Here is a 20,757-nt window from a genome sequence, read left to right as displayed (position 1 = left end):
GTGACGGAATTAACGACTATTGGAATATTGTTGGTTTGGATAAAGAAATAAACGCAAAAATTTATATATTTGACCGCCAAGGAAAATTGATTAAACAAATCAGTCCAGCAAGCAAAGGATGGGATGGTACATACAACGGAAACCTAATGCCATCAACGGATTACTGGTTTACAGTTGACTATCCTGAAGCTGGTGCGATGAAACAATTTAAAGCCCATTTCTCATTAAAAAGATAAAAAAGACAACATAATTAAAAAACAAAAAACTCCTCAAAAATGAGGAGTTTTTTTATTTAATATAAGAGATAAATTATTCTAAAATAAAACTTACAGAAACATTGGCAGAAACTTCAATCTCTCCAACGGCAAGGGTTTCTCTTGGTGCACCTGCTTCAGCAACCATCATATCGGCTTTGTACATAACAGGCGGCGCATAAAAAGATTGCGAATTATCAGTAATTAAAATCGCCTTCCCTATTTTTTGATTTAAAACAGAAACATAATCCTCTGCTTTGCGTTTAGCATCTTTCATAGCAAGTTTTCTAGCTTCAGATTTATATTCTTCAATTTTAGAAGATTTGAATTCAACATCGCTAATGTTATTTATACCATTATCAACCAATCCCATCATTAAAGCGTCATATTTTGTAATATCTTTTAAGGTAATACTAATAGTTTGAGATGCTTGATAATTATACTTCTTCTTTTCATAATCGTAATTTCTATTTAAACTCACGCTTGTTGTTTGAAAATCGGAAGTTGGAATACCAAATTTCTTCACAAATTTCACAACTTTATCAACCGTTTCATCATTAAGTTTTTTTACTTCGGTTGCATCTTTTCCGGTGTTTTCAACACCAAAATTAATAACGATATGGTCAGGTTTTACCATAACTTTTCCTTCTCCTGAAACGGATACTTGAGGGATTTGTTTTTGTTCTTGTGCTTGTGTCATCGTAGCAATAAATGTCATTAAAATTAAAATTGATTTTTTCATATATGTAAAATTTGATTTGTTAGCGGTCATATATGGTATCGCCTTTACTTATTGGAGTTTATCTCACAATTGTTTAATTTTTCATCGGTGTTCGTTGATTTTCAATTGTTTGCAACAAACTAGATGTTAGTGGCGATTTCATAATACTATATTTTATAAAGTTAAATACCCAAAAGCCATGCCAATTATAGCTTGCCTCGTTTAGCCATTACAAATAAAATAATAATTGGAATTGCCAAAATCACAACCATAAATGTATTATCCACAAACAAAGAAGGCTTTTTCATTAATGTAAAAAAATAGCCACCAATAGCGCCTCCAAAATGTGCTGTGTGTCCAATATTATCGCTTTTTGCTTTCATACCATAAATTGAGTAAAGCAAATATCCTATTCCGAAAATGTAACCTGGAATTGGAATTGGTATAAAAAAGAAATAAATATCTAAACTTGGATCTAATAAAATTGCCGAATAAATAATTCCCATAACTGCTCCAGAAGCTCCAACAGCACTATAACTATAATCATCTTTATGAAAAATCATAGTAAGAAGACTTCCGAAGATAAGACTCGCAAAATAGATTAATACGAATGAAAAATTATTAAGAATTCCATAGACAACAGGTGCAAAAAAGTAAAGCGATAACATATTAAAAGCCAAATGACCTATATCAACATGAAGAAATCCAGACGAAATCATTCTAATCTGCTCTCCAGAACGAATACTTCCTACGTGAAATTGATACTTTCTAAAAAAAGATAAATCATTAAATCCTTTAAAACTAATCACAACATTGATCGCAATCAATCCAATCAAAAACAAATTGTACTCCATATCAAACTATTTTGCGTAAAAATAGGAATTGTTCTTTAGGTTTTGTTAAACCAAAGTTGTTAAATTATCAGAAACTGTATATTTGCATAAAAATAAACGAATGCAGTTTTTAATTTACCTTCTTGTCTACCCTATTCTATGGCTTATTTCAATTCTGCCATTTCCGATATTATATTTGTTTTCTGATTTTGTTTATTTTTTAATCTATCGTGTAATTGGTTACCGAAAAAAAACAGTTCGAAAAAATATTGCCCTTGCACTTCCTCATTTATCCGAAAAAGAACGATTGATTATTGAGAAAAAATCCTACCATCATTTGTGCGATATGTTTCTTGAGATGATAAAAACAATGTCTATTAGCGAAAAAGAAATTAATAAACGTTTTAACTATACAAATCTTGATGTTTATCTAGATTTAGAAAAAAAAGGAAAAAGTATTGCTCTAATGTGCGCACATTATGCAAGTTACGAATGGGTTTTATCAATGAACAATCACATTACTTTCAAAGGATATGGCATTTATAAAAAAATCGCAAATCCGTATTTTGATAAATTAGTGAAAAATATTCGCGCCAAATTTAAAGCCTATCTTATTACAACCAAAGAAACTAAATCTACTATTGAAGAAAATGCAAAAAATGGAGTATTAGGCGTATTCGGTTTTGCAAGTGATCAAACTCCTAGAAGATCCGATAATATGTATTGGGATAACTTTATGGGAATCCAAACTCCTATTCATGTTGGAGCAGAAATGCTTGCCAAAAGATATGACATGAATGTAATTTTCCTAAAAGTAAAGAAAGTAAAACGTGGTTATTATGAAGCTTCTTTCGAAGTACTTTCTGATGATGTAAAATCCATTCCAGATTATAAACTATCAGAAAATTTTATGAGAAAAGTAGAACAACAAATCTACGAAGCGCCAGAATTTTACTTGTGGACACACAAACGTTGGAAACATAAGAAGTAGTGTTCAGTTGGCAGTGTTCAGTGTTCAGTATAAAAAAAGGTCTAAAATTAAAATTTTAGACCTTTTTTCTATTTCTTACTTCGTACTTAGTTATACATTTTCTTTCTCAACTCTTGTACCTTATCATCGTCAAGATATTCGTCAAATGTCATGTATCTGTCGATAACTCCGTTTGGTGTGATTTCTAAAACTCTGTTGGCAACCGTTTGCGCAAACTCGTGGTCATGTGTTGTAAACAAAACCGAACCTTTAAAGTTTTTCAATGAATTATTAAATGCCGTAATCGATTCCAAATCCAAGTGGTTTGTTGGTTCGTCTAGCATTAAAACGTTAGCACGAATCATCATCATTCTAGACAACATACAACGTACTTTTTCACCTCCAGAAAGAACGGTACATTTTTTCAAAGCTTCTTCACCAGAGAAAATCATTTTTCCTAAGAATCCACGAACGTACACTTCATCGCGCTCTTCTTCTGTTTTCACAAATTGGCGCAACCAATCTACTAAATTCAAACTTCCATCTGTGAAAAACTCACTGTTATCGTTTGGTAAGTATGATTGTGTTGTTGTAATTCCCCAATCATAAGTTCCTTCGTCAGCTTTTTGATTTCCGTTTAAAATTTCATAGAAAGCCGTTGTAGCACGTGAATCTTTTGAAAACACTACCACTTTATCGCCTTTCGCCATGTTCAAATCTACATTTTTAAACAACACTTCACCATCAACTGATGCTGCAAGGTTTTGAACATGTAAAATTTGATCTCCAGCTTCTCTTTCTACATCAAAAATAATCGCAGGATATCTTCTACTTGATGGTTTGATTTCATCAAGATTTAATTTGTCAATCATCTTCTTACGAGAAGTTGCTTGTTTCGATTTCGCCACATTCGCACTAAAACGACGGATAAACTCTTCCAACTCGGCTTTCTTCTCTTCGGCTTTTTTATTTTGTTGTGCTTTTTGTTTCGCTGCTAACTGACTAGATTCATACCAAAACGTATAGTTTCCAGAATAGTGATTAATTTTTGAGAAATCAATATCAGAAATATGCGTACAAACCGAATCCAAAAAGTGTCTGTCGTGCGAAACCACAATTACCGTATTTTCATAATTAGCAAGGAAATTTTCCAACCAAGTGATGGTTTCAAAATCCAAGTCGTTAGTTGGCTCATCCATTACCAACACGTCAGGATTTCCGAAAAGCGCTTGTGCTAATAACACACGAACTTTAAGTTTTCCTTCCAAATCGGCCATTAAAGTATAATGCAAATCCGAACCAATGCCTAAGTTAGAAAGCATCGAACCAGCATCTGATTCGGCATTCCAACCGTTCATTTCTTCAAATTGCACTTGCAACTCACCTATTCTATCGGCATTTTTATCATCATAATCGGCATACAAAGCATCCATTTCAGATTTTACTGCGAATAGCACTTTGTTACCCATCATTACTGTTTCTAAAACCGTATGTTCATCAAACATGTTGTGATTTTGATTCAAAACCGACATACGTTTTCCTGGTTCTAGAATTACACGACCAGAAGTAGGATCAATATCGCCAGCAAGAATTTTAAGGAACGTAGATTTTCCAGCACCATTGGCACCAATTACGCCATAGCAATTTCCTTGAACAAACGTGGTGTTTACTTCGTCAAATAAGATTCTTTTACCAAATTGAACTGATAAATTAGATACAGTAAGCATTTTTTATTATGTTTTAATTTCGGTGCAAAAGTAAGCATTAGTGATTAGTTTTTAGTAATTAGTGATTAGTTTTTTTTCTAAGCACTTTTGCCCAACATTTTGTTGATAAACAGGTAAAAGTACGCGGTTGCTGTTTGTAGGAATTTGGTATATTTGTTTTGGATGTGATTATACCAAGCACCTAAAAGCTACTATGAGTTATCAGACAACTGTATTGAATTTTTTACTAAATAAACTAATTAGACAAATGCCGTTTACTAAAAAAGACCTTGACAACTTACCTATTTCGTTTTGTGCAAAAGACGATGTGTGGGTAATTGTAGGACCTTGCAGTGCTACATATTTTAGAGATTACAAAATTGCACTTGACGGAAGAAAATATAAAACAGGTGGAACTATTATATTTAAAAATGGGCAAGAGTTTAGGGCAAGTTTTTACGTTGACACCACTACATTCGACTTTGTTAGCAAAGACAGTATATATGTAAACATTGGTGACGACTGGTATGGAATAGAAGAACCTGAACTTTTGACAAAATTAAAAATTAGCCAAGACGACATTTACCCTTTAAAATGGAAATCAGACAGACCATTAGACTATCAAGTAAAACCACCTTATACACTGACGAAATAAAAATACCGATAGGCGGATTTGCAATCCGTACCAACAATAAAAATTAAAATAAGTACATGAAAAAATTATTACTTTTCCCATTTCTATTTCTAAATTTTGCTTGTTTTGAAAGTGATGTAAAATTTCCTGAGAAAAAAGATGTATTGACAAATGAATTTTCAGGATTTGAAAACTTTTTTCCACTTGCGACAATCGATTTGTCAGATAAAGGAATTAAAGATAAAATCCACATCATTTTTGTTAGCTTTAATTATAATGGTAAAGAGCATGATGAAAACTTTCCAAAAAATGAAAGCATGGGAAATTTTACTTTTAAAATACAAGAAAATGGAGCTTATAAACCTACCTTTTCTAAAAATGCTTTGAAAATCGATGAGAAATATGAAAAGTATTTTATTGAAAATAAAAAAATGTATTTGAAAGCAAAATCGGAAAATAAAAATGTATTTGAATTTATTGAGAAGTTTGACAAACCACAATGGTGGCAAGATGATGAAACACCTATTAACTCAAAAGGTGAAAAATTTAAATTCATTTGCCAATTCGAAATGTATAATATATTTAATGATGATTGTGGTGTTTTTGTATTTTATGATGAGACAGATAAAGAAGTAAAATATATACATCAATATGATTAATAAAACTAAATAGCAAGGATTTGCAATCCTTGTCCACAATAAAAATTACAACTAAACTTTCGAAACCAAACAAAGTCTTTGTTGAAAATTGTTATATTTGTGAAGGGTCAAATTGTTGATGAGTCTATGTATGAATTATATAAATTTTTAAAAAATCCAATTCACATGAAGCAATTCTCAATAAAATTAATACTCTTGATAGTATTAGTTATATTCACTAACTCGAATGTTAATTGTCAAATTCGAACAACTAATCCAGAAATATTTTTATTTAAATACAGCAAGAAGAATTATTCATGGATTGTGGAAAATGGAAAATCATTCACTCCAACAAGGGAAGATTTATTAAAAATTGAAAAAGTAATATTAAAAGGTATATCAGAACAGAATCCACAACGTGAAGAATATTATAATGCCTTGAAGAAAAACAATCCTGATTCTACAATCGACATAAGAGATTTTATACTTGATTTAAAAAATTATAAAAGGCAATACGTTTGTGCTATAAATCATAAAGGTGAAAAAATTGTTTGGGTAAATTGTTTCTGTAACAGTAACGGCAAGAATCCAAAAAAACAAATAATTAGTGTTAATGATGGAGGTAATTGTTTTTTTGGACTCTACATTAACTTAACTAATGAAACTTATTACGATTTTATTATAAACGGTGATGCATAGAAATAAACCCGATAGGTCGGATTTGCAATCCGCGCCAACAATAAAAATTAAAACTAACCTTTCAAAACCAAGCTAAGTCTTTGTTGGAAATTGGTATATTTGTGAAGGATGTGATTGGTTGTTGCATCTAATTATGAGATGTATTTAATTTTAAATTGTGCATTAATAAAAATTTCGTTGTTAAATCATGAAAACATTCCTTATCATATTCTCACTTTTTTGTTTCGAAATTAGCCAAGCTCAAACATTGGAAAATGATTGGAAAGAATTTAAATGTGAAAATTGGACTATAAAAATTGATGAAGACAAAAGCAGCTTTCTTGGTAAAGAAATCCAATATAATGTTACTTTTATAAATACAAAAGGTAACTCAAAAGAAGTAAAATATTTTGTCTACAAAAAATCAGACATTGATTCAGATTTTAAAAAAGAAGTTCAGTTCTATTACATGATTCAATCTTGCCTTTTTGTAAGTGGAAAATTCAATTTTGACTCTTTTTATTTAAATGATTATTACTATTTTCTTAAGCCCTGTCATTGTAACACAAAAGAGAACAAAGATTGTGGGAATTTGGCAGAGTATATTGAAAAGTACATAATTATAAAGTAAAACATTCCCAATAGCGCGGATTTGCAATCCGTGCCCACAACAAAACCTATCTAGTCAACAATAACCTTTTTGGAATAGTTTTTGAAAAATCACAAGTAACATCAACTTGAATAGTATGGAAAATAAAATAAGAATACAAAATCCTTGCAATGAAAATTGGAGTTCTATGTCAACTGATAAAAAAGGTAGATTTTGTACTTCTTGTAATAAAATCGTAATTGATTTTAGAAAGATGAAAGCTCCTGAAATCCAAAAATATTTCGTTGAAAATTCAACTAATGAAAGTATTTGTGGCTATTATAAATTCAATCAAGTTGAAAACGAAAACAATACAAAATATACCAATTTAAAAAATCGATTTAATCAAATTAAGGTGAAACCAATAAAAATAGTTGCTTTACTTTCATTAAGTTTTTTGTTTTCATTTTCAAGTTGCTTCATGGGTAAACGCGCAGAAGATCAATCAGAAGATTCAATTGAAAACGATTCAGTTACTACCAATAAAATTAAAGATTCTATTCAAAAGGATTCTATAAAAGATAGAATTGATACGTTGAAGAAATAAAAAATGATATTAAAAGTTGCCATCACTTTCATAAGTAAACAAAATAAAAATGAATAAATCGAAATTTAAATTTTTTATTATTTTCACGATAATTCTATTCCTATTATATCATTTAATTTCATTCTTTTCTACATTTCATTTTTACGCAGCTGGAAGTTATCCTTATGCTGAGACATATACACTCAAATATTCTGAGAAAGAGGTTATTAATGCTTTGGAAAAATTAAAACTTAAAAACTTAGACACAAAAGATAAAGATACAACTGACTTTTGGCATGACATTTACTTTGATTTAGGAGACAAAAAGATGCAAACATGGACAAGATCTTTCGATGAAAAACAAACAAGTTTTGCTCTTGTTTCTGTTTCTACAAATAAAAAATCGGAATGGAAATTAGTTAATCAAGACCTTGGTTTATTTGAAAATATACTATTAAAAAGAAAATTTGAAAAAGAAATAATAGAAAGACTTAAAATTGAATTAAAAAAATAAACTATTCTAGCTTCACAAAGTCTCCAAACCTCTTCATTTGCCTACTTCCTACTCTCCTTTTCCAAAGCCACTTTCAAAGCATGATCGTTGGCTAAAACTTTAACAATATTACCGTCTTTATTCACAATAAAATGCGTTGGAAAAGCATTCAATTGCAACACTTCGTTCATGTATTTTTTCATGTTGGGAACTACAGCATACGATAATGGTTTTTTGGCTAAAAACACTTTCAATTGTTCTGGCGTATCTTCGGCTAAACTAACAAAAACAATGTCTTTTCGATCTTTGTATTGATTAACCATTTTGTTTAACGAAGGAATTTCTTTCACACAAACCGCACAATGAATAAACCAACATTTCACAACCATAATCTTGCCTTTCATAGATTCATTAGAAATTGTATTTCCTTCTAAATCAGTAAAAGTAAACTTCGGAAAAGGTTTTCCTTCTTGGTTAAAATTATCGTTTTCATCAAACGACACTTGAGCAATAGTCGCTTTTATATTAGAATCAGAATTTGGTAAAAGTTTGAACAATTGGTATTGGAAAATCGTGTCCGCAGTTTTCAAACGAATAGGAATCGTTTTTCCATCCATCAAAGTTTTCAAGAAAGCACTTTTCTCAATTACGGTTCCGTTTTCATCAATTGGCGTAAAATCTCTTGAAAGCATGATGTTTTCATTGTGGTACTTCCACCAATTCATAAAATTACTTTGAATCTCTGTTGGATTAACTTCAGGTTCGCCCAATTTCGTTTGTCCAGAACAAGAAACTAGCAAAAAGAGGAATGCAAAACTTAAATATTTGGTCATTGTGAAAACTTTTTAATTTTCAAAATTACAATTCAATTTTATAATTCTATGATTTTTTCGAAATTAGTTGGAACGACTAAATTTCATCCAACATGACTACTTTTTTTTAATAAACTACAAACAACTCACAAATAAATTTAGTAATTTTACGTTTACTTCTACAACTATTATTTAAACAATAACTTTAAAATCAAATTATTATGAAAAAAGTACTTCTTACAGCTTTGCTTTTTATGTTTATGGGAACTGTATTTGCTCAAGAACAAAACAACAATAATTTTAAAATTAAAATTAAATGGGTGAAAAATCATGTTGTTTTTGTTTGTGAAAATGGTTGTGGTTATGACATGTCTTTTAACGCAAAAAGAACGGTTGTTTTAGATCAGTTTGGTATGGTAAACGTGCAAAAAAATCTTGTACAAGAAGACACTTCCGATTATCAGTTTTCGTATACCAAAAAAGGAGATAAAATCATTCTAAAAGGCATCAAAGGCGTTTCATGGAGCGAATTAAAATTAGATTATAAGAAAGAATACACCTTTGACAACAATGGTCTTGTTGGAAGCTAAATAAATCCTACTTTAGCTAAAATTTACAACCCTTTATGACTTTTCCTTTTCAGTTTGATTTCTTTGGCGAAAAAGTATATTATCATTTTATATTTGAAACCTTGGCGTTCTTTATTGGTGTTCGCTTATACTATTATCACAAAAGAGGAATAACTGATACCATTTCCGACATCAATCGCCTTTGGATTATGTTGGGCGCGATGGTTGGTGCGCTAGTTGGTTCGAGAGTTTTAGCCATGCTAGAAAATCCTTCGGAAATTGCGAATCAAACCTTACTCACTTTTTATCAAAACAAAACCGTTGCTGGAGGATTTCTCGGCGGCTTGTTTGGTGTAGAACTTTTTAAGAAGTTTATTGGTGTCAAAACCGCTTCTGGAGATATTTATGTAATTCCGATAATCGTAGCACTTTTTATTGGAAGAATTGGTTGCTTCTCAATGGGAATCGCCGAACCAACCTACGGAATTGAAACTACACTTTTCACCGGAATGAATCTTGGTGATGGAAAACTACGTCATCCTGTGGCGTTGTATGAAATGACGTATATGATTTTGCTTTTGCTCCTTTTCAGAAAAATAAAAAATGTAAATTTAATCAACGGCGACCGATTCAAACTCTTTATGGTTTTATACTTTTTGTACCGATTTTCCGTTGAATTTATAAAACCGTATCAACCTTTATTCTTACATTTGAGTAGTATTCAATGGAGTGCGATTTTTATATTTTTTTATTACCACAAATTCATTTTAAGATTATTTAATTATGCCAAATAGACCCTACATATATTACGATTACACCAAATCACTTTGTCCGACTTGTTTAGAATTGGTCGATGCCAAAATTGTGTTTCAAGACGACAAAGTTTGGATGCTAAAACATTGCAAAACGCATGGTGATTCTCGTTCCATGATTGCTGATGATGTTGAATATTACAAACAAATTAGAAACTATAACAAGCAATCGGAAGTACCTTTAAAATTCAATACCAAAGTCCATTATGGTTGTCCGTATGATTGTGGTTTGTGTACCGATCATGAGCAACATTCGTGTTTGTCGATTGTAGAAGTTACCGACAGATGTAATTTGGCTTGTCCAACGTGTTACGCTTCGTCTGCACCAAATTATGGACGTCATCGAACGTTGGAAGAAATTGAAAAAATGTTTGACGTAATCGTTGCCAATGAAGGTGAACCTGATGTGGTTCAAATTTCGGGTGGCGAACCTACGGTGCATCCGCAGTTTTTTGAAATTATGGATATTGCCAAAAGCAAGCCTATCAAACATTTGATGCTAAACACCAACGGAATTCGAATTGCGAAAGATATTTCATTCGTCGAAAAACTCGCAAGTTACATGCCTGATTTTGAGATCTATCTACAATTTGATAGTTTCAAACCCGAAGTTTTAGAAAAATTACGTGGAGAAGATTTAACCGAAGTGCGAAAGCAAGCAATAGAAAATTTGAATCATTTTAATCTTTCAACAACCTTAGTAATTACGTTACAAAAAGGCGAAAACGATGATGAAATTGGTAAAATTCTTGAATATGCTGTGAAGCAAAAATGTGTTCGTGGTGTAACGTTTCAACCAACGCAAGTTGCAGGACGAAATGACAATTATGATGATGAAACAGGAAGAATTACGTTGACCGAAGTTCGCAGAAAAATCTACGAGCAATATCCAATTTTCACACCGCAAGATTTGATTCCTGTGCCTTGTAATCCAGATGCTTTGTGTATGGCTTATGCGTTGAAAATGGACGATCAAGTAATTCCGATGACGCATTTATTGAATCCAGAAGATTTATTAAATACTACCAAAAACACTATCGTTTATGAAAACGATGAAGATCTGAAGAACCATTTAATAACGATGTTCAGTACCGGAATTTCTGTAGATTGTGCCGAAGATACTTTTGGAGAACTAATGTGTTGTTTGCCTAGAGTAAAATCAGACAGTTTGCATTATGATAATTTGTTCCGAATCATAATTATGAATTTTATGGATGCCAGTGATTTTGATGTTCGAGCCGTAAAGAAATCATGTGTTCATATTGTGGATAAACGCTATAAATTAGTGCCTTTTGAAACGATGAATTTATTTTACAGAGATAATAAAATTGAGGAAATTAGAGAAAAGTTAAATCGATAGTATGGAGTACATCTTTAATTTAGCATTGGCCATAGTTTTTGTTTGTGTGATTACTTTTTTTGCAGGTGTTGTAAAATTATTTCAAAACAAAGATTCGAATTCGACTGCTATCAAAATGATTTTGTTTTCGTTGTTGACGATAATTATTGTTTTAATTATAGGAGTTGGAGCATGCTTTTCTAGTTTAACATAGGCGGAATGCATTAATACTTAATACTATCAAAATGATTTCAATATTAGTAGGACTTTTATCTTTCGTAAGCTTAATAGGTTTATTGGTCGGATTTATTTTAGTCTTATCCAAAAAAGAGCAATCTAAAAAAGACGGAATGCAAATTTTACAATATTCAGTAATAGGATTAATTATTGGTTTTGGTGCATGTGCTGTACTTTTTAAATGGTAAAATAAAATGAAAGAAGCTTTAGTAACAATTGGTATAATTCTAGCAATAATAAGTGTTATGGCATTTGTTGTTGGGTTCGTTATGATCTTTTTTGAAAGTAGAAGAAAATTAGGATTAAAAGTCATGTTGTTTTCTGTAATAGGATTTATCATTGGTTTTGGTACTTGTTTTGCCAATTTTTCATTGGGAGCGATGCATTAAATTATGATAGTTATCATATACTTTTGATAAGAATCACAATACATTTGCTTGATATAAAATTTCAATGAACAGAAAACTAAAATACTACGAACTGATTTGGTTCAAACACGATTTACCTGCCGGACTTTCTGTTTTTCTTGTGGCTTTGCCTTTGTGTTTGGGAATCGCTTTAGCTTCTGGTGCACCATTATATTCGGGACTTTTATCAGGAATTATTGGTGGAGTTTTGGTTTCTTTAATCAGTGGTTCGCAACTTGGCGTTTCAGGTCCAGCAGCAGGATTGACTACTCTGGTTGCAGCTTCGATAGTTTCACTTGGTGATTTTCAAACTTTTCTACTTGCAGTTATTGTCGCTGGTTTGTTTCAAATTGTATTAGGAATTTTAAAACTCGGATTAATTTCCAATTATTTTCCATCAGCAGTAATTAAAGGAATGCTTGCTGCCATTGGAATTATGCTAATTTCAAAACAAATTCCAATCGCACTCGGATACAACCAACCTGATTTTTGGACGAGTGGTTTTACCAAACTTTTCAATCCAGATAATATTTCGGGAAATCTTCAAAATTTCAATCAGCATCTAACTCGTGGAACAATCATAATTTCTATTGTATCCATTGCCATTTTGATATTCTTAAATCAACCCTTTGCAAAAAAATATAAAGTAATTCCAGCGCCACTTTTAGTGGTTATTGTCGGAATTGCAATCAATTTTATTCTTTCCAATTTTGAAGCTAACTTTCAATTAAAACCAACACAACTGGTTGCAATTCCGGATAACATTTTTGGAAATATTGCTTTTCCTGATTATTCAAAATTATTCAACAATTTAGAAATTTGGAAAGCCGGAATTCTTATAGGTTTATTGGCTTCCTTAGAAACTTTACTTTGTGTGGAAGCCGTTGATAAATTGGACAAAAGAAACCGAATTACACCTGTAAATCGTGAATTAATTGCACAAGGAATTGGAAACTTAACTTGCGGATTACTTGGAGCCATTCCGATGACAGCTGTTGTTGTTCGAGGTTCTGCCAATGTTGATGCTGGCGGACGAACTAAACTTTCAGCATTTACTCATGGTTTATTTTTGCTATTAGCCGTTTTATTTTTACCCTTTCTGCTGAATAAAATTCCTTATGCGTCACTTTCAGCTATTTTATTAATTACAGGTTATAATCTAACCAAGCCAAAATTATACAAGAACATTTGGAGTTTAGGTTGGAAACAGTTTTTCCCATTCATCATTACAATTGTATTCATTTTAATTACCGATTTGCTCATTGGGGTAACCATTGGATTGTTGATTTCATTGTATTTTATCATTCAAAATAATTTTCAAGCAGATTATAAAGTTATCATATCTAAACAACATGAAACTGAAATATTTACCATAATTCTAAACGATAATGTTTCTTTTTTAAACAAAGTAAAATTTAGAAAAATATTAGATAACATTCCTAAATACAGTATTTTAACTATTGATGGCAGAAGTACAAGTTTCATTGATTATGACATTTTGGAAGTTATTAGTGAATTTGAAAACAAAGCGCACGACAGACATATTCAACTTAATCTTCAAGGAATTGAAAAAGTTTCAACCACAGCTTTACATTAATTTATGGAATTATTTCTACTCATGTTTAGGGACTTGTGTTTCTATTAATAAAAGTGTCTTTTAACTTTAACTAATGATTAACAATGTTTTTAGATACAACATTCTACATTTGTTTTGAAATATGTTTTTGAAAAAAGTTTGCCCCGAATGAAATCATTTTTAATTCCTACACTTCTTCTAATACTGATGAGTTCTTGTAAAAAAGAATTTTCAGGTGATAATTATGTTGCCTATTTTGGTGGAGAGGTAGCAAATCCGAACAATCCTTATGTACTTTTTTGCAAAAACAATGAAGTAATTGATACTATTCCGTTAAACAAAGACAATACTTTTTTTAAAAAATTTGATTCACTTGCACCAGGTTTATATTCGTTTAAACATGAACCAGAATACCAATATGTTTATTTTGATAAAAATGACAGTATAAAAGTTCATATTGATTCTAAAGATTTTGACGAATCTATTATCTTTTGTGGAAGAGGCGATAGAAAAAATAATTTCTTAATGGAAATGTATTTAAGAAATGAAAAGGATAAGAACAAAATGTTTGAAACTTTTGATTATCCTTTTGAAAAATTTGACACTTACATCAATAAAACGAATTCTGATAATGAAAAATTCTACAAATCAAGAAAAGAAGAAATAAAATGGAGCGACGAATTTGATGTATATGCAAGTGGTATCGTTAAATTTCCTCATTATACAAAAAAAGAAATCTATCCAATAATCCATAAAATGAGAACTGTAAAGGATGTTTTATCTAAATTACCAAAAGATTATTACGCTTTTAGAGATCAAATAGATTACAGCAATGAAGCTTTAACAGAATTTTCTCCTTTTGTAATGTATCTTGATCATATGCTAAATAATGTAGGAGCTATCAATTACCATAATCATTTGTCAGATTGTGATTTGGCTTTAAAAATGAACATCAACAAATTAAACATTGCCGATACCTTAATAAAAAATGAAAAAGTAAAAAATATTGTTTTAAACAATATAGCTTTCCGTTATTTAATGGAAGATCAAAATGTTGTCAATAATACAGAATTTCTTAAAACCTATCACAAATATTCAACCGATAAGAGTAAGAAAAATGAAATTCTGAAAATTGGAAATGCAATACAATTGTTAACCGATGGCAAAGCATTACCTGAAGTTCAATTAGTAGATTCTAAAGGCACCAAAATATCTTCAAATGATTTAATAACGAAAAATACGGTACTTTTCTTTTGGTCAGAAAAGCTTAACTCGCATTTAATTGCAGCACATAAAAAGGTTTTAACACTAAAAACTAAATATCCAAATTATAATTTTATTGCCATAAATCTTGATGATAACACAGAGCAATGGAAAACCGATTTAAAGAAATATAACTTTGGAAATATAACAGAATTAAAATGTGTAAATTTTGAAGATATAAGAGCAAAATGGGCGATTACAAAAGTACACAGAACTATAATCGTAAATGCTGACAAGACCATTAAGAATGGTTTCACCAATATGTTTGAAGTTAATTTTGAGGATGAATTGAAGTAGTGTTCAGTGTTCAGTGTTCAGTGTTCAGTGTTCAGTGTTCAGTGTTCAGTGTTCAGTTGATAATACAAATTTCGGAAATATTGAATAAATAAAAGGCGATTTTCTTATGAAAATCGCCTTTTATATTTATGCTTTCGCACTGCTTACTGAGCACTGAACACTGCTTACTTATTTCCTTTCTCGAAATCAGCAATAAATTGAGCTAATCCGATATCTGTTAAAGGATGTTTTAGCAAACCTAAAATGGCTGAAAGTGGTCCTGTCATAACATCAGCACCAATTTTTGCGCAGTTTACAATATGCATTGTGTGACGCACAGAAGCAGCAAGAATTTGAGTTTCATAACCATAGTTATCATAGATTTCTCTAATTTCCTGAATCAAGTTCAAACCATCTGTAGAAACATCGTCTAAACGACCAATAAATGGCGATACAAAAGTTGCTCCAGCTTTAGCAGCCAATAAGGCTTGTCCAGCAGAGAAAACTAAAGTTACATTGGTTTTAATTCCTTTATCTGTAAAATATTTACAAGCTTTAACTCCTTCTTTAGTCATTGGAAGTTTTACTACAATTTGAGGATGTAAATCGGCTAATTCTTCACCTTCTTTTACCATTCCGTCGTAGTCAACAGCATTTACTTCAGCACTTACTTCTCCATCAACAATGTTGCAAATGTCAACGTAGTGTTTCAAAATGTTGTTTTTTCCTGTAATTCCTTCTTTAGCCATCAACGAAGGATTTGTTGTAACACCATCAAGAATTCCAAGTGATTGTGCTTCTTTAATGTCGTTCAAATTGGCTGTGTCAATAAAAAATTTCATAATATATAGTTAAGTTGTGTTTTATTAAGATGCAAAATTACAATTTAAAATTTCTTTTAAGAATTATTTTTTTGAGTAAATTTCTTTTAGATTATTTTCATAATCACCACCAGCTTCAATCTTTGAAATATCACTGATATTCATCAACAATTTTTTCCTATCTAAAGAAACATATGTTCCAAATTCATAAATAACAATACTATCATTATCCATATCTTCAATTTGCCCAATTATACACATACCTGTATCTATGTTTTGAATATCTAATGAAATATATCCAAATTTTTCATAAACAGATTTTAATGCTTCGTGAATATTATCAATTTTAATATCAAAAAGATTCTGAATTCTTTTTTCTTTTAAAACAAACCTCTCAGTAGTAGAAATATCATTTCCTTCCCACCTTAATCTTGTAATATTCTCTCTTCTAATTATACAGATTCCATTTGCTTCACCTATACTCGTAAATTGCTCCAGTAAAAGGAAATCGTCATTAAATTTTACAATGTAACCATAAGTTGATTCTTCGAAATAATCGGTGTAAACATCAACTAATATTTTTTCAATATGAAGTTTCTCAAGATATTTTTGTTGTAATTCCATAAGGATATTAATTTAGAATTGACTTTACTTTAATATTACAAGGTTTAATTAAAAAACCAATTATTAACTAAGAGCTATAATTTATAATGATTCATCAACATTTTCTCGTACACTTTATCTGGCAAAATTCTTTTTAAAACTATGGAAAACTTCTGCATAAATGCGCCTACTTTATAATGAATTTTAGGATTTGGATTCTGAATAATTCTATAAATAGCTTCTGCCATTTCATTTGGATTGCTTCCAGAATCAACGTGTTCATCCATTGTTTTTAGAGTATTTCCATAAGGAATTTCATAAGCAGAACCTTTGATTAATGGTGCATGAAAACGTCCTGCAGCAATATTGGTAGCAAAATCACCAGGAGCAACATTGGTAATATGAATTCCGAACGATTTTACTTCCATTCTCAAAGCTTCTGTAATTAATTCTAAAGCACCTTTTGATGCGGAGTAAATTCCTCTGTAAGGCAATCCCATGTATCCAGCAATGGAAGTGATATTGATAATCAAACCTGATTTTTGCAATCTCATTTGAGGCAAAACCGCTTTCATTACTTCAATTGGTCCAAAAAGATTGGTTTCGAAGTTGTTTTTGATTTCTTCTGTCGGAATTTCTTCAATTGGTCCTGTAATTCCAACTCCAGCATTATTAATAACCACATCTATCCTACCCGATTTAGAAATTATTTCTTGAACTGCTTTTTGAATACTTTCAACATTTCTAACATCCAAAGCAATCAACGGAAAAACCGAACCTTGAATTCGCTCAGGGTTTCTACTTGTTCCATAAACTACAAATCCTTTAGCATGAAGAAACTCTCCAATAGATTTTCCAATTCCTGAAGAACCTCCTGTAATTAGTACTACTTTTTCCATAAATCTTGTCCGAATTGAATCATATAACTATTGTTGTCGTATATAGCAAACTCACGCATTCCCCAATCGAAATCTTCAATTTCGTAAGCTACTTTTACTTTGTCTTTCAAATCATTCCACAAAGTATCAACATCATCTGTTTTAATATAAAATGTTCCTGAAAAATAAGGTCTTTCAAATGGTGTGTGTTCGTTGGGTTCGGCAATCATAATTTCACATTCGTCTTTACTGACAGCTGCCCAACCCCATTCTTCACTTTGATTCCCACAAGTAAATCCTAAAATATCACAATAAAAATCTACTGTTTTTTGCAATTCTTTGGTCCAAATCATTGGAACTATTGGTTGAAATTTCATCTTAAAATAATTATGGTATAAAGATAGAAATTCTAATTTAGATTATAGAAATTCCTAATCCTGGTTTTTCAGAAACTTGGATTGTACCATTAACAATTTGACTCCCTTTTGCAATATCGTTAGCTACTAAATTGGCTCCATCTAAATCGGCAAAATCACATAATGGTGCTAAAACCGAACCAGCAGAAATACCAACAGATGATTCTGTCATGCAACCAATCATAATTTGATACTTCAAACTTCTAGCTTTTTGAATCATTTCTATTGCTGGTGTCAATCCACCGCATTTTACTAATTTGATATTAATGCTTTTATAATGTAGTTTCAATTGTTCTAACGAAGTTATATCTTGACAATCTTCATCCGCCATCCAATTGGAATGCAAATTAGCGTTTAAAATTTCATAATTTTCTTGCCCTTTTTTCATGGGTTGTTCTAAGTAAGAAAATTTCTCCGAAGCGATTTCATCTTGCAACCAAATACAGTTTTCTTTATCAAAACTTCCGTTGGAATCTAAGGCAATATCATAACTCAATTCAAGTAAAGATGTAATCTCATTTTCACTGAAATGATTGCACTTTACTTTAAATTTATTCCAAGAAGATTTCTTTATTTTCTGAATTTGATTTTCTATAGAATCAACACTTATAGTTATTGAAGATTCAGGTAGTTGCTTAATTTCAATCGCATTTAATTCTAAAAACGATTTGTTTTCTAGTTTTCCAAATAAATCCCAATAAGCACAATCTAATGCCGAACGCAAGAAACTTGGTAAGTCTAAAGTCAATAAAAAAGTATAAAATTCAATAGGATGATTTATCTTTTGAAATTCAATTTGTTCTTTAATTACTTCTAATTTTTGAACAAAATCTTGTAAGTTTATTTGATAATAATCAATTGCGGTACATTCACCATAACCAATTTTATTGTGACTTTTCAACGAAACGATTAATGCTTCTCTAAAAGTATAATTTCCGTAAGAAATGGAGAAAGTTTCCTTTAATTCTAATCGAACTATTTGCCAAGATAAATTCATTAAAGGAGCGTTGAAGTTAATTTGTTTAATCACAAACAAATATAAAAAATAAATTCCGAAACGAGTTCGGAATAAAAAGATGGCAAGCGACCTACATCGCACCGCTACAACCACATACCTTTGCTATGTTCCCATCCTGGAGGATTCTGCAGGAGCTGGTCGTGTAGGACTTGCCGGTGCAAAGATACAATCTTTTTATATTTTTGCAAGAAATTAACATCTTAAATAATACATTTGTATCTATAAATAGAATTAAAATCAGATGAAAAATTATAAAGCATTAGCTGTCATTTTATTAGCCGGATTGTCTTTCAGTTGTAAAACTACTGATGAAGATTTTTTTACCATAAATGAGAGCAAAATAAAAGCTCAATACACTACCGAAGACATATTAAATCTTGAAGTTGATAATCCCAAAACTCAAAAAATTGATAGTGTTGTTTATACCATTAATGATAAAAAAGTGGGTTCTAGCAAAAGTAATTCTAGTTTTTCGTTTCCTTTAAAAAATCAAAAATTAGGATATCAAAATATTAAAGCTGCTATCCATTATGATGGTGCTACCGAACTAGATTCGACAAGAATTGAAGTTATTTCAAATTTGGAACCTAAAATTCTAAAATTTACACTTATAAATACTTATCCTCATGATAACAAAGCTTATACACAAGGATTAGAGTTTTATAATGGTGTTTTATATGAAGGAACTGGACAAAGAGGAGAATCTACTCTAAGAAAAACTAATTACAAAACAGGAAATATTGATTTAAAAATAGATTTAGAGCCTCGCTTTTTTGGTGAAGGAATTACTTTCTTAAACGATAAAATTTACCAACTTACTTGGGAAGAAACTACAGCTTTTGTTTATGATGCCAAAACATTAAAAAAATTAAAAGAACTTCCTTATGCTAAAAAAATTGAAGGTTGGGGATTAACTAATGATGGTAAGTATTTATATCAATCAGATGGTTCTGAAAAAATTTATAAGTTAAATCCAGAAGATTTGAGTGTTGTTGATTATGTGAATGTTTATTCAAAAGATACCAAAGTAAAAGCGCTAAACGAGTTGGAATGGGTTGATGGAAAAATTTACAGCAATGTTTACCTAAAAAATGCCATTGTAATTATAAATCCTACAAATGGTGTTGTAGAAGGAGTTGTTAACTTGGCAGAATTAGAAAGCAAAACTACACCTATTGCTGAAAGAGATGTCCTTAATGGAATTGCCTATAATCCTGCGACTAAAACCTTTTTTGTTACTGGAAAAAATTGGGATAAAATGTTTGAAATAAAAATAAATCAATAATCTGATGAACAATAAAATGCCAAAATCTTGTCAAGAAAATTGGCTAGAACTTTCACCAAACGAAAAGGTTAGATTTTGTAATTTATGTCAGAAAAACATATTTGACCAAACTACAGAAGGATCAGAATCTAATGAAATAATATGCATGCGCTATGCTACTCCAGAAAACCATGTCAATAAAAAGTTTTCTCATAAAATAAAACAATTCATACTTTCAAGAATAAAAAAAAACCGAGTTAATTAGGAGGGCACTGAAAAAGTCCTTTAAGTAATAAGTATAATAATTTAAGGAGTAGAAAACTTAGTTTTTCTGCTCTTTTTTTTGTATATTTAGCTGTAATTA

General features: G+C 30.7%; 26 protein-coding genes and 1 other RNA gene. 17 read left to right on the top strand and 10 right to left on the bottom strand.

Annotated elements, in window-relative coordinates:
- Positions 1-236, top strand: a 236-nt coding sequence (locus ACIQ06_RS15140; RefSeq protein ID WP_396147758.1) for a T9SS type B sorting domain-containing protein, incomplete at its 5' end; no start/stop codon positions are given.
- A gap of 73 nt (positions 237-309) precedes the next feature.
- On the opposite strand, the gene ACIQ06_RS15135 is transcribed toward ACIQ06_RS15140, so the two are convergent.
- The gene (locus ACIQ06_RS15135; RefSeq protein ID WP_396147757.1) at positions 310-996 is read right to left on the bottom strand and encodes an SIMPL domain-containing protein; all 687 of its coding nucleotides are present in this window, start codon (positions 994-996) and stop codon (positions 310-312) included.
- A 185-nt stretch (positions 997-1,181) separates the two neighbouring features.
- Complete coding sequence (locus ACIQ06_RS15130; protein ID WP_396147756.1) at positions 1,182-1,829, bottom strand: rhomboid family intramembrane serine protease; 648 nt, start codon at positions 1,827-1,829, stop codon at positions 1,182-1,184.
- 100 nt (positions 1,830-1,929) lie between these two features.
- On the opposite strand from ACIQ06_RS15130, the gene ACIQ06_RS15125 reads away from it, so the two are divergent.
- Positions 1,930-2,799: a lysophospholipid acyltransferase family protein gene (locus ACIQ06_RS15125; protein ID WP_396147755.1), complete on the top strand. Its 870-nt coding sequence runs from the start codon at positions 1,930-1,932 to the stop codon at positions 2,797-2,799.
- Positions 2,800-2,885: 86 nt separating this feature from the next.
- Here the strand turns inward: ACIQ06_RS15125 and ACIQ06_RS15120 are convergent, their stop codons facing one another.
- The gene (locus ACIQ06_RS15120; protein WP_396147754.1) at positions 2,886-4,505 is read right to left on the bottom strand and encodes an ABC-F family ATP-binding cassette domain-containing protein; all 1,620 of its coding nucleotides are present in this window, start codon (positions 4,503-4,505) and stop codon (positions 2,886-2,888) included.
- A 193-nt stretch (positions 4,506-4,698) separates the two neighbouring features.
- On the opposite strand from ACIQ06_RS15120, the gene ACIQ06_RS15115 reads away from it, so the two are divergent.
- From ACIQ06_RS15115 to ACIQ06_RS15090, 6 genes are all read left to right on the top strand, one after another.
- Positions 4,699-5,139: a hypothetical protein gene (locus ACIQ06_RS15115; RefSeq protein WP_396147753.1), complete on the top strand. Its 441-nt coding sequence runs from the start codon at positions 4,699-4,701 to the stop codon at positions 5,137-5,139.
- Between the two features lie 56 nt (positions 5,140-5,195).
- The gene (locus ACIQ06_RS15110; protein ID WP_396147752.1) at positions 5,196-5,777 is read left to right on the top strand and encodes a hypothetical protein; all 582 of its coding nucleotides are present in this window, start codon (positions 5,196-5,198) and stop codon (positions 5,775-5,777) included.
- A gap of 99 nt (positions 5,778-5,876) precedes the next feature.
- The gene (locus ACIQ06_RS15105; protein WP_396147751.1) at positions 5,877-6,455 is read left to right on the top strand and encodes a hypothetical protein; all 579 of its coding nucleotides are present in this window, start codon (positions 5,877-5,879) and stop codon (positions 6,453-6,455) included.
- A 187-nt stretch (positions 6,456-6,642) separates the two neighbouring features.
- Positions 6,643-7,065 carry a hypothetical protein gene (locus ACIQ06_RS15100; RefSeq protein ID WP_396147750.1) on the top strand — a complete coding sequence of 141 codons (423 nt, stop codon included), beginning with the start codon at positions 6,643-6,645 and terminating at the stop codon, positions 7,063-7,065.
- Between the two features lie 115 nt (positions 7,066-7,180).
- Positions 7,181-7,630: a hypothetical protein gene (locus tag ACIQ06_RS15095; protein WP_396147749.1), complete on the top strand. Its 450-nt coding sequence runs from the start codon at positions 7,181-7,183 to the stop codon at positions 7,628-7,630.
- Positions 7,631-7,679: 49 nt separating this feature from the next.
- The gene (locus ACIQ06_RS15090) at positions 7,680-8,123 is read left to right on the top strand and encodes a hypothetical protein (RefSeq protein ID WP_396147748.1); all 444 of its coding nucleotides are present in this window, start codon (positions 7,680-7,682) and stop codon (positions 8,121-8,123) included.
- Between the two features lie 41 nt (positions 8,124-8,164).
- On the opposite strand, the gene ACIQ06_RS15085 is transcribed toward ACIQ06_RS15090, so the two are convergent.
- Positions 8,165-8,935, bottom strand: a complete 771-nt coding sequence (locus ACIQ06_RS15085; protein WP_396147747.1) for a TlpA family protein disulfide reductase — start codon at positions 8,933-8,935, stop codon at positions 8,165-8,167.
- A 200-nt stretch (positions 8,936-9,135) separates the two neighbouring features.
- Here ACIQ06_RS15085 and ACIQ06_RS15080 point away from each other — a divergent pair, with 200 nt between their 5' ends.
- The 7 genes from ACIQ06_RS15080 to ACIQ06_RS15050 all read left to right on the top strand — a co-directional run bounded on the left by ACIQ06_RS15080 (position 9,136) and on the right by ACIQ06_RS15050 (position 15,414).
- Positions 9,136-9,504 carry a hypothetical protein gene (locus tag ACIQ06_RS15080; protein WP_396147746.1) on the top strand — a complete coding sequence of 123 codons (369 nt, stop codon included), beginning with the start codon at positions 9,136-9,138 and terminating at the stop codon, positions 9,502-9,504.
- A gap of 35 nt (positions 9,505-9,539) precedes the next feature.
- A complete protein-coding gene (locus ACIQ06_RS15075) occupies positions 9,540-10,277 on the top strand; it encodes a prolipoprotein diacylglyceryl transferase (RefSeq protein WP_396147745.1) in 738 nt (245 codons plus the stop codon).
- Positions 10,267-11,655 carry a radical SAM protein gene (locus ACIQ06_RS15070; RefSeq protein ID WP_396147744.1) on the top strand — a complete coding sequence of 463 codons (1,389 nt, stop codon included), beginning with the start codon at positions 10,267-10,269 and terminating at the stop codon, positions 11,653-11,655. The genes ACIQ06_RS15075 and ACIQ06_RS15070 overlap by 11 nt, the downstream gene beginning before the upstream one ends.
- A 224-nt stretch (positions 11,656-11,879) precedes the next feature.
- Positions 11,880-12,059, top strand: a complete 180-nt coding sequence (locus ACIQ06_RS15065; RefSeq protein WP_396147743.1) for a hypothetical protein — start codon at positions 11,880-11,882, stop codon at positions 12,057-12,059.
- Between the two features lie 6 nt (positions 12,060-12,065).
- On the top strand, positions 12,066-12,260 hold the full coding sequence (locus ACIQ06_RS15060) for a hypothetical protein (RefSeq protein ID WP_396147742.1): 195 nt from the start codon (positions 12,066-12,068) through the stop codon (positions 12,258-12,260).
- A gap of 64 nt (positions 12,261-12,324) precedes the next feature.
- Positions 12,325-13,875 (top strand): SulP family inorganic anion transporter, encoded by a 1,551-nt coding sequence (locus ACIQ06_RS15055; RefSeq protein WP_396147741.1) that lies wholly within the window; start codon positions 12,325-12,327, stop codon positions 13,873-13,875.
- A 147-nt stretch (positions 13,876-14,022) separates the two neighbouring features.
- The gene (locus ACIQ06_RS15050; protein WP_396147740.1) at positions 14,023-15,414 is read left to right on the top strand and encodes a TlpA family protein disulfide reductase; all 1,392 of its coding nucleotides are present in this window, start codon (positions 14,023-14,025) and stop codon (positions 15,412-15,414) included.
- A 164-nt stretch (positions 15,415-15,578) separates the two neighbouring features.
- Here ACIQ06_RS15050 and fsa read toward each other — a convergent pair whose 3' ends face one another.
- The 6 genes from fsa to ffs form a co-directional block, all read right to left on the bottom strand.
- Entirely contained in the window at positions 15,579-16,235 is a 657-nt protein-coding gene (fsa, locus tag ACIQ06_RS15045) for a fructose-6-phosphate aldolase (protein ID WP_344817095.1), read from the bottom strand.
- A 63-nt stretch (positions 16,236-16,298) separates the two neighbouring features.
- On the bottom strand, positions 16,299-16,838 hold the full coding sequence (locus ACIQ06_RS15040) for a hypothetical protein (protein WP_396147738.1): 540 nt from the start codon (positions 16,836-16,838) through the stop codon (positions 16,299-16,301).
- A 74-nt stretch (positions 16,839-16,912) separates the two neighbouring features.
- Positions 16,913-17,716, bottom strand: coding sequence for an SDR family oxidoreductase (locus ACIQ06_RS15035; protein ID WP_396147737.1), 804 nt, complete (start codon positions 17,714-17,716; stop codon positions 16,913-16,915).
- Positions 17,704-18,072: a bleomycin resistance protein gene (locus tag ACIQ06_RS15030; protein WP_396147736.1), complete on the bottom strand. Its 369-nt coding sequence runs from the start codon at positions 18,070-18,072 to the stop codon at positions 17,704-17,706. Before ACIQ06_RS15030 ends, ACIQ06_RS15035 begins: the two co-directional genes overlap by 13 nt.
- A gap of 37 nt (positions 18,073-18,109) precedes the next feature.
- A complete protein-coding gene (locus tag ACIQ06_RS15025; protein ID WP_396147735.1) occupies positions 18,110-19,108 on the bottom strand; it encodes an enolase C-terminal domain-like protein in 999 nt (332 codons plus the stop codon).
- Between the two features lie 77 nt (positions 19,109-19,185).
- Positions 19,186-19,284: signal recognition particle sRNA small type (gene ffs / locus ACIQ06_RS15020), an RNA gene on the bottom strand.
- A gap of 86 nt (positions 19,285-19,370) precedes the next feature.
- On the opposite strand from ffs, the gene ACIQ06_RS15015 reads away from it, so the two are divergent.
- Positions 19,371-20,414 carry a glutaminyl-peptide cyclotransferase gene (locus ACIQ06_RS15015; protein ID WP_396147734.1) on the top strand — a complete coding sequence of 348 codons (1,044 nt, stop codon included), beginning with the start codon at positions 19,371-19,373 and terminating at the stop codon, positions 20,412-20,414.
- A 4-nt stretch (positions 20,415-20,418) separates the two neighbouring features.
- Positions 20,419-20,658, top strand: coding sequence for a hypothetical protein (locus ACIQ06_RS15010; RefSeq protein WP_396147733.1), 240 nt, complete (start codon positions 20,419-20,421; stop codon positions 20,656-20,658).
- Positions 20,659-20,757 lie beyond the last annotated feature (99 nt).

It is taken from the genome of Flavobacterium sp. (genome assembly GCF_044341265.1).
GTDB lineage: Bacteria > Bacteroidota > Bacteroidia > Flavobacteriales > Flavobacteriaceae > Flavobacterium.
The sequence above is the reverse complement of the archived record's forward strand: the minus strand, read 5'-3'. Positions and strand labels throughout refer to the sequence as shown.

Bases quoted from the DNA above. Each gene is read 5' to 3' on its own strand.
- ACIQ06_RS15135 (WP_396147757.1), bottom strand. From the start codon at position 996: ATGAAAAAATCAATTTTAATTTTAATGACATTTATTGCTACGATGACA.
- ACIQ06_RS15130 (WP_396147756.1), bottom strand. From the start codon at position 1,829: ATGGAGTACAATTTGTTTTTGATTGGATTGATTGCGATCAATGTTGTG.
- ACIQ06_RS15125 (WP_396147755.1), top strand. From the start codon at position 1,930: ATGCAGTTTTTAATTTACCTTCTTGTCTACCCTATTCTATGGCTTATT.
- ACIQ06_RS15120 (WP_396147754.1), bottom strand. From the start codon at position 4,505: ATGCTTACTGTATCTAATTTATCAGTTCAATTTGGTAAAAGAATCTTA.
- ACIQ06_RS15115 (WP_396147753.1), top strand. From the start codon at position 4,699: ATGAGTTATCAGACAACTGTATTGAATTTTTTACTAAATAAACTAATT.
- ACIQ06_RS15110 (WP_396147752.1), top strand. From the start codon at position 5,196: ATGAAAAAATTATTACTTTTCCCATTTCTATTTCTAAATTTTGCTTGT.
- ACIQ06_RS15100 (WP_396147750.1), top strand. From the start codon at position 6,643: ATGAAAACATTCCTTATCATATTCTCACTTTTTTGTTTCGAAATTAGC.
- ACIQ06_RS15095 (WP_396147749.1), top strand. From the start codon at position 7,181: ATGGAAAATAAAATAAGAATACAAAATCCTTGCAATGAAAATTGGAGT.
- ACIQ06_RS15090 (WP_396147748.1), top strand. From the start codon at position 7,680: ATGAATAAATCGAAATTTAAATTTTTTATTATTTTCACGATAATTCTA.
- ACIQ06_RS15085 (WP_396147747.1), bottom strand. From the start codon at position 8,935: ATGACCAAATATTTAAGTTTTGCATTCCTCTTTTTGCTAGTTTCTTGT.
- ACIQ06_RS15080 (WP_396147746.1), top strand. From the start codon at position 9,136: ATGAAAAAAGTACTTCTTACAGCTTTGCTTTTTATGTTTATGGGAACT.
- ACIQ06_RS15075 (WP_396147745.1), top strand. From the start codon at position 9,540: ATGACTTTTCCTTTTCAGTTTGATTTCTTTGGCGAAAAAGTATATTAT.
- ACIQ06_RS15070 (WP_396147744.1), top strand. From the start codon at position 10,267: ATGCCAAATAGACCCTACATATATTACGATTACACCAAATCACTTTGT.
- ACIQ06_RS15065 (WP_396147743.1), top strand. From the start codon at position 11,880: ATGATTTCAATATTAGTAGGACTTTTATCTTTCGTAAGCTTAATAGGT.
- ACIQ06_RS15060 (WP_396147742.1), top strand. From the start codon at position 12,066: ATGAAAGAAGCTTTAGTAACAATTGGTATAATTCTAGCAATAATAAGT.
- ACIQ06_RS15055 (WP_396147741.1), top strand. From the start codon at position 12,325: ATGAACAGAAAACTAAAATACTACGAACTGATTTGGTTCAAACACGAT.
- ACIQ06_RS15050 (WP_396147740.1), top strand. From the start codon at position 14,023: ATGAAATCATTTTTAATTCCTACACTTCTTCTAATACTGATGAGTTCT.
- fsa (WP_344817095.1), bottom strand. From the start codon at position 16,235: ATGAAATTTTTTATTGACACAGCCAATTTGAACGACATTAAAGAAGCA.
- ACIQ06_RS15040 (WP_396147738.1), bottom strand. From the start codon at position 16,838: ATGGAATTACAACAAAAATATCTTGAGAAACTTCATATTGAAAAAATA.
- ACIQ06_RS15035 (WP_396147737.1), bottom strand. From the start codon at position 17,716: ATGGAAAAAGTAGTACTAATTACAGGAGGTTCTTCAGGAATTGGAAAA.
- ACIQ06_RS15030 (WP_396147736.1), bottom strand. From the start codon at position 18,072: ATGAAATTTCAACCAATAGTTCCAATGATTTGGACCAAAGAATTGCAA.
- ACIQ06_RS15025 (WP_396147735.1), bottom strand. From the start codon at position 19,108: ATGAATTTATCTTGGCAAATAGTTCGATTAGAATTAAAGGAAACTTTC.
- ACIQ06_RS15015 (WP_396147734.1), top strand. From the start codon at position 19,371: ATGAAAAATTATAAAGCATTAGCTGTCATTTTATTAGCCGGATTGTCT.
- ACIQ06_RS15010 (WP_396147733.1), top strand. From the start codon at position 20,419: ATGAACAATAAAATGCCAAAATCTTGTCAAGAAAATTGGCTAGAACTT.